The following is a 4726-nucleotide window of genomic DNA, read 5'->3' as shown; positions in this document are numbered from 1 at the left end:
TCAGCGACAGCCTCGCGAAACCGCTCGAGCTCAGGACGCAACTGCGGCGAATCGCGCTTACTCGAGTGGAAGAACATTCGCTGACGGTACTGCGCCGAATACGCCACAGCCACCGGGCTGCTCAGTGGGTGACCGGCCACCCATCCCCTTTCGGGACGCGCGTGGTGGGTAGCGTCCGCCCTACTCTGACGGGATGGAACTGCGGACCGCGAAGACCCTCGGCATCCTCGCGATGGTGATCGGCACCCCAGTCGCCCTCCTCACCCACACGATCGGCTGGATCCAGACCGGCTGGGACCCGGCCGCCGTGCAGTGCCAGCACAGCGAGTACCCCGACGGGATCGACCTCTACTCCAGCCGCGTGTCGGGCGAGAAGATCCTCTACCCGCTCGGCCTGTCTTGCACCTACGCAGCCAGCGAGACCTCACCAGGCATCACCATCCGTCACTACAGGTGGGACGCCACCGCCCTCTTCACCGCAGCCGCCGCACTCGCTCTCGCGGGAACCGTCGTCGCGCTCAGAGCCGAACGCAAGCAGGAGCTCATCACCGAGTCGAAGGAAGAACGAGCGACGACATAGCGCAGCGCCCCCTCTGCCGGTCAACGATCCCGTAACGGGACGTTCCTGGCTCCAGGAGCGACAGTGACGTCACCCTCGATCTAGCGCCGGTTGCACGACGCTGATGAGAGCCAGCACGATCACCACGGCGGCGGTGACTGTTGCTGCCATGAGTGCTTGGCGAGCGGGCGAGTCGAAAAGCCCCGGCGCTTCGTCCGGCTCTAGGTCAGCGGAGTGAGCGCCCTTGGACGCAGCGGCGCGGATGGAACGGCCCTCCTGTTGCCCTTCGCGCACGCTCCTCTCAGGAGGAAGCTGGTGACGCAAGCTCGGGTAAGCCGTTGCCATGATCATGAGTGGAACGAGGACGACGAGAACGAGTGGTTCGTCCCACAAGTCGGGCCACGTGTTCAGCAACACGATCGCGACGACGACGAGCAGTAGCGCATAGGCGGATGCGTAACGCAACACCCGCGAACTGATGGACACGTGCTCAGTATGACGGCACGGCACGACCACCAGCCGACCCTATTACTGGTTAACAACCGCGGCCGAGAGGAGGGGCGCCAGACAGCAGGTGAGAAGCCTAACGATTCGATGTGGACCTGGCGCGCTCAGGAAGCAGATTCTCGGCGCAAGAGAATCTCCTGCAGGTCATGGATGCTTTGTAAGTCCGGGGCACGCCTCACCGTGTTCATGTAGGTAGCGATTACCGCGAGCGGCGCCGTAATGACGAGCAAGCCGACGGAAATCGGGGTAAGAGCCTGCGTGGAGGGGCCCCCGAAGAAAAGATTGCCCAGCAGCAGGCCTCCCGCGAGACCGGCCGCCAGACCGAAGTCAAAACTGGCCCGCGCTCGTCGACGCACTCGACGGCACACTGCCGTGATCATCTCTTCCAACTCCGCGCTCGATCGGTCATTCAGGTCCACGCGCGGAGAATACCCGCCTGAGACCTAGCGCGCTTGCCACTCGCCAGCCAGATCCTGCCATCGCTGAGCTGACGCCGCACGCGACAGCCCGGCGGGGGGCGGTGTCGCCCTGCTCTCGGCCGCGACGCACAGCGCGACTGAGATCAACACCCGCCGGCAGCGGCCCATTGAACGATCTCCATAAGGGTCGAGGCGGTGTCGGGTGGGAGACTCTGCGGTAGTTTCACGACCGAGGGTGGTCATGGTGGAAGTGCTCAAGGGCTCGAGCCTGCTCGCGTCGGGTGTTGTGATCGCCGTGATCTGCTCGCTGTTGCAGTTTCAGGCCGGCGTTCGTGCAGATTTGAATCAGACAGGGGGCCAGCTCAGCCCAGTCCTGCTCGTGGGAATTCTGATCGGATTTGTCGTCTCAGCCGTCGGCGCGATTCAGCTGTTCCAGTGCTACGAACGGTGGGTCACCGCTTCCGCTAGCCGCCGTGCGAAGCCTGCGGACCTGGTTCCTCGGCGTAGGTGAGGTAGCACAGCACGACCGCGTGTCCCCCGCCACATGCGCACCGCTGGGTGCTACGTGAGACGCTGGGTGCTATGTGAGACGCTGACTGCTATGGGAATTCTTGCGAGTGTGTTTGGTGCTGGTTCCGATGAAGAGGCGGGCGCGGCGCTGTCGGGATCGGACGGTCTCGTCTGCGACATAGATCCGACCGGACTCTGGGAGCTCGAAGGCATCCTGACCTCGACACCAGCGCTCGAGGTTCCCGCGGCGCAGTACCAGCCGGTTGCGGCGACCGATGACTACGAGAGCTTCGTCATCGCAGTCAGCACCGGCCTGGGTGGCGCGCTAGACGCCGCAGGTGAGACGGGTCGTGCCGCCGCAGCGCGGCAGTGGGAGGATGCGTCGTCCGAGCTCGAGGGATGGTCACCCGAGCAGGTGCACCGCCTCGTCGAGGATCTCGCTTCGACACTCGCCTCAATCGCCGCGGCCGGTCAGCGCCCCTACCTGCGGGTGAGTGTCTGATCTGTGAACTGAGCTGAGTCAAGAAGTTACTCCGCTGGGACATCAACTAGATGAGGTGGAAGGTGCGGCGTCGGCTCAGTGCCCAGACGAGTGCGCCGGCGAGGAGCACCGCGCAGGTCAGCCCGGCGACGTGCAGGACGAGCGACGGCATTCCGTTCTCGGGGAGCAGGAAACCGTACGGCACCCACCCGTCGGTCGCTCCGCGGACGAGCACGACGACGACCCAGACGATCGGGTAGGGCAGGACCACCCACAGCCGGCGCCAGGAGAGCGGTCCGCGGTCGGCGAGGACGATCCAGTCGAGGAGGACGAGCGCGGGGAGCACCACGTGCAGGACGGCGCTGACCCAGGGCGGAGCCGTTCCGGTACCGGGAACGAGGGTGTTGTAGATCACGGCGACGACGATCGAGTAGGCCGTCGCCGCGCCGCGGACGTAGCTCAGCCACACCGGCGTCGGACGGCGGGCGAGCGCGACCGATCCGGCGACGATGAGCACCGCGCTCGCGAGGAGGCTGGTCTGGTTCGTGAAGTAGCCGAAGTAGTCGAACGGATTCGGATCGCCGGCCGCGATGCTCAAGGCGTAGGTGTGGAGGATCACCGCGATCGCCGCTGCACCGACGGCGACGCGAGCAGCGCCCACGAACGGGCGGGTCGGTGCCGGGGAACTCATCGGGTCAGCCTAAGAGCCGGTGGGCTTCTTGATGACCCGCGACAGACACTCCCCTTTCGGAACGGCGCTGCGCATTTCAGGCCGAGACGCGACCATGAGGCAACGCTAGGGCAGGCAGGGACCGCAGCGTGCACATTCAAGGCCGCGACAATGCTCAGGTGGCAGCGTGAACCAGGAGCTGGGCAGCCATGCCAGTGAGGACGATGAGCCCGACGCCCGTCCACGGGATCCACGCGCTGACCCCGCGCGGCCCGACTTTGAAGAGGAACGCCGCGATCACAGCCACGGAGACGCCGAGGGCGCCGAAGAAGCCGACCGCCATGCCCGCATCAGCCAGTCCGCGGTCGCAGGGCCTCGCGCTTGCGCACGAGTCCGTCGCGAAGCCCATTAGGACGCTGCTCACCATCGTCCACAAAGCGGCAGGTAGGAGCACGACGACACCGAGGCCGACCGCCCACCGGTTCGCTCGGTCGCTGGAGTCGTCCACGCCCGTCACCGTACGCCCTCCGAACCGACGTCGTCATAGCCCGTTCATCGGGGCGACGACGCTGTCCCTTCTCGGGTAGTCACACCGTGGTGTATAGGCTCGCAGCAGCCGGTCATCGGCTTCCCGTGAGGAGAGAGCTGTGCGCCCTGCCGGAGTGCTTGTCCTAGCCCTGAGCGCTGTGTGCGTCGCGGGAGCCGGCGCAGCGGTGATCGTCGGCCTCGCATCCTCGTCGTCGCAGAACCAGGCTATCTCGACGGCACTGATCTCAGACCTCGAGCACCGGAACGCTCAGAGCCTGGTCGAAGGATCGCCGCAGCTCACCGGCCTCGGCGTCCCGGAATCGACCTCGACGCCGGGGCGGCTTGCGGTGATCGTGGAGGATGACGCCCGGCTGCGCGTTCAGCGAGACCGCTACCTCGAGCTCGGGGAGTCCTTCACGGCGTTCGAGACCGACGTGTCGCTGGACTCGGTGCAGATCACGGGCGACTCGGCCACGGTGACGTTCACCGAGAGCACGACCCTTCAGCGGAGCCCGTACGAGACCGGCGAAGCGGCTCCGGAGTACGCCTACTCGTTCCCGCAGGAGGCGACGCTGCGCCTACACGCGGGCACCTGGTCAGTCGACACCCTCACGCACGAGACGGCGCACACCCCGGCAGACTTTCCGGAAACCGTCGCACCGGACGTCTCCCCCACCAGCTGACACGGCATCACTCCCCAGGAGCATCGCCCGGACCTGACCGGTGAACGCTCGAGACGCGGAGTGGCGGTGAACTGCGCAGCAGCATCCAGCTCGGATGACGCTCGGGCAGTGCGCAGGTGGCTCCACTGTGGCGGTGCGGTCGAGAAGTGGGGACTTTGCTGACGCCGCACGCGCCAGACCGGCGGGGAGCCGCCGGTGTCGCCCTGCTCTCGGCCGCGACCCGTAACGCGTCCGAGAGCAACACCTGCCGGCTCAGCGGCCCGCTGAACGATCCCCTACCGGACGCATGGTTGACGGTCCCATGGAGGGCGGCCGCCTCCACTAGACCTCTTTATCCGACTGGGGTAGCTACCCTCGAGCCCATGACCG

At 66.3% G+C, this 4726-nt stretch carries 8 protein-coding genes; 4 read left to right on the top strand and 4 right to left on the bottom strand.

The window, feature by feature from the left end; genetic code table 11:
• Positions 1–193 precede the first annotated feature (193 nt).
• The gene (locus tag C5C30_RS17150) at positions 194–580 is read left to right on the top strand and encodes a hypothetical protein (protein ID WP_104250056.1); all 387 of its coding nucleotides are present in this window, start codon (positions 194–196) and stop codon (positions 578–580) included.
• Between the two features lie 69 nt (positions 581–649).
• On the opposite strand, the gene C5C30_RS17145 is transcribed toward C5C30_RS17150, so the two are convergent.
• Both C5C30_RS17145 and C5C30_RS17140 read right to left on the bottom strand, forming a co-directional pair.
• The gene (locus C5C30_RS17145; protein WP_104250057.1) at positions 650–1045 is read right to left on the bottom strand and encodes a hypothetical protein; all 396 of its coding nucleotides are present in this window, start codon (positions 1043–1045) and stop codon (positions 650–652) included.
• A 125-nt stretch (positions 1046–1170) separates the two neighbouring features.
• Positions 1171–1485 carry a hypothetical protein gene (locus tag C5C30_RS17140; RefSeq protein ID WP_146076581.1) on the bottom strand — a complete coding sequence of 105 codons (315 nt, stop codon included), beginning with the start codon at positions 1483–1485 and terminating at the stop codon, positions 1171–1173.
• Positions 1486–1726: 241 nt separating this feature from the next.
• On the opposite strand from C5C30_RS17140, the gene C5C30_RS17135 reads away from it, so the two are divergent.
• Complete coding sequence (locus C5C30_RS17135) at positions 1727–1996, top strand: hypothetical protein (RefSeq protein ID WP_104248173.1); 270 nt, start codon at positions 1727–1729, stop codon at positions 1994–1996.
• A gap of 90 nt (positions 1997–2086) precedes the next feature.
• On the top strand, positions 2087–2497 hold the full coding sequence (locus C5C30_RS17130) for a hypothetical protein (protein ID WP_104248174.1): 411 nt from the start codon (positions 2087–2089) through the stop codon (positions 2495–2497).
• 46 nt (positions 2498–2543) lie between these two features.
• Here the strand turns inward: C5C30_RS17130 and C5C30_RS17125 are convergent, their stop codons facing one another.
• Together C5C30_RS17125 and C5C30_RS17120 are read right to left on the bottom strand one after the other, a co-directional pair.
• Positions 2544–3167 (bottom strand): Pr6Pr family membrane protein, encoded by a 624-nt coding sequence (locus C5C30_RS17125; RefSeq protein ID WP_104250060.1) that lies wholly within the window; start codon positions 3165–3167, stop codon positions 2544–2546.
• A 154-nt stretch (positions 3168–3321) separates the two neighbouring features.
• Positions 3322–3654 (bottom strand): hypothetical protein, encoded by a 333-nt coding sequence (locus tag C5C30_RS17120; protein ID WP_146076580.1) that lies wholly within the window; start codon positions 3652–3654, stop codon positions 3322–3324.
• Positions 3655–3859: 205 nt separating this feature from the next.
• Here C5C30_RS17120 and C5C30_RS17115 point away from each other — a divergent pair, with 205 nt between their 5' ends.
• Entirely contained in the window at positions 3860–4357 is a 498-nt protein-coding gene (locus tag C5C30_RS17115; RefSeq protein WP_146079436.1) for a hypothetical protein, read from the top strand.
• Positions 4358–4726: the final 369 nt, after the last annotated feature.

Source organism: Rathayibacter sp. AY2B5 (assembly GCF_002931645.1).
Taxonomy (GTDB): Bacteria; Actinomycetota; Actinomycetes; order Actinomycetales; family Microbacteriaceae; genus Rathayibacter.
The sequence above is the reverse complement of the archived record's forward strand: the minus strand, read 5'-3'. Positions and strand labels throughout refer to the sequence as shown.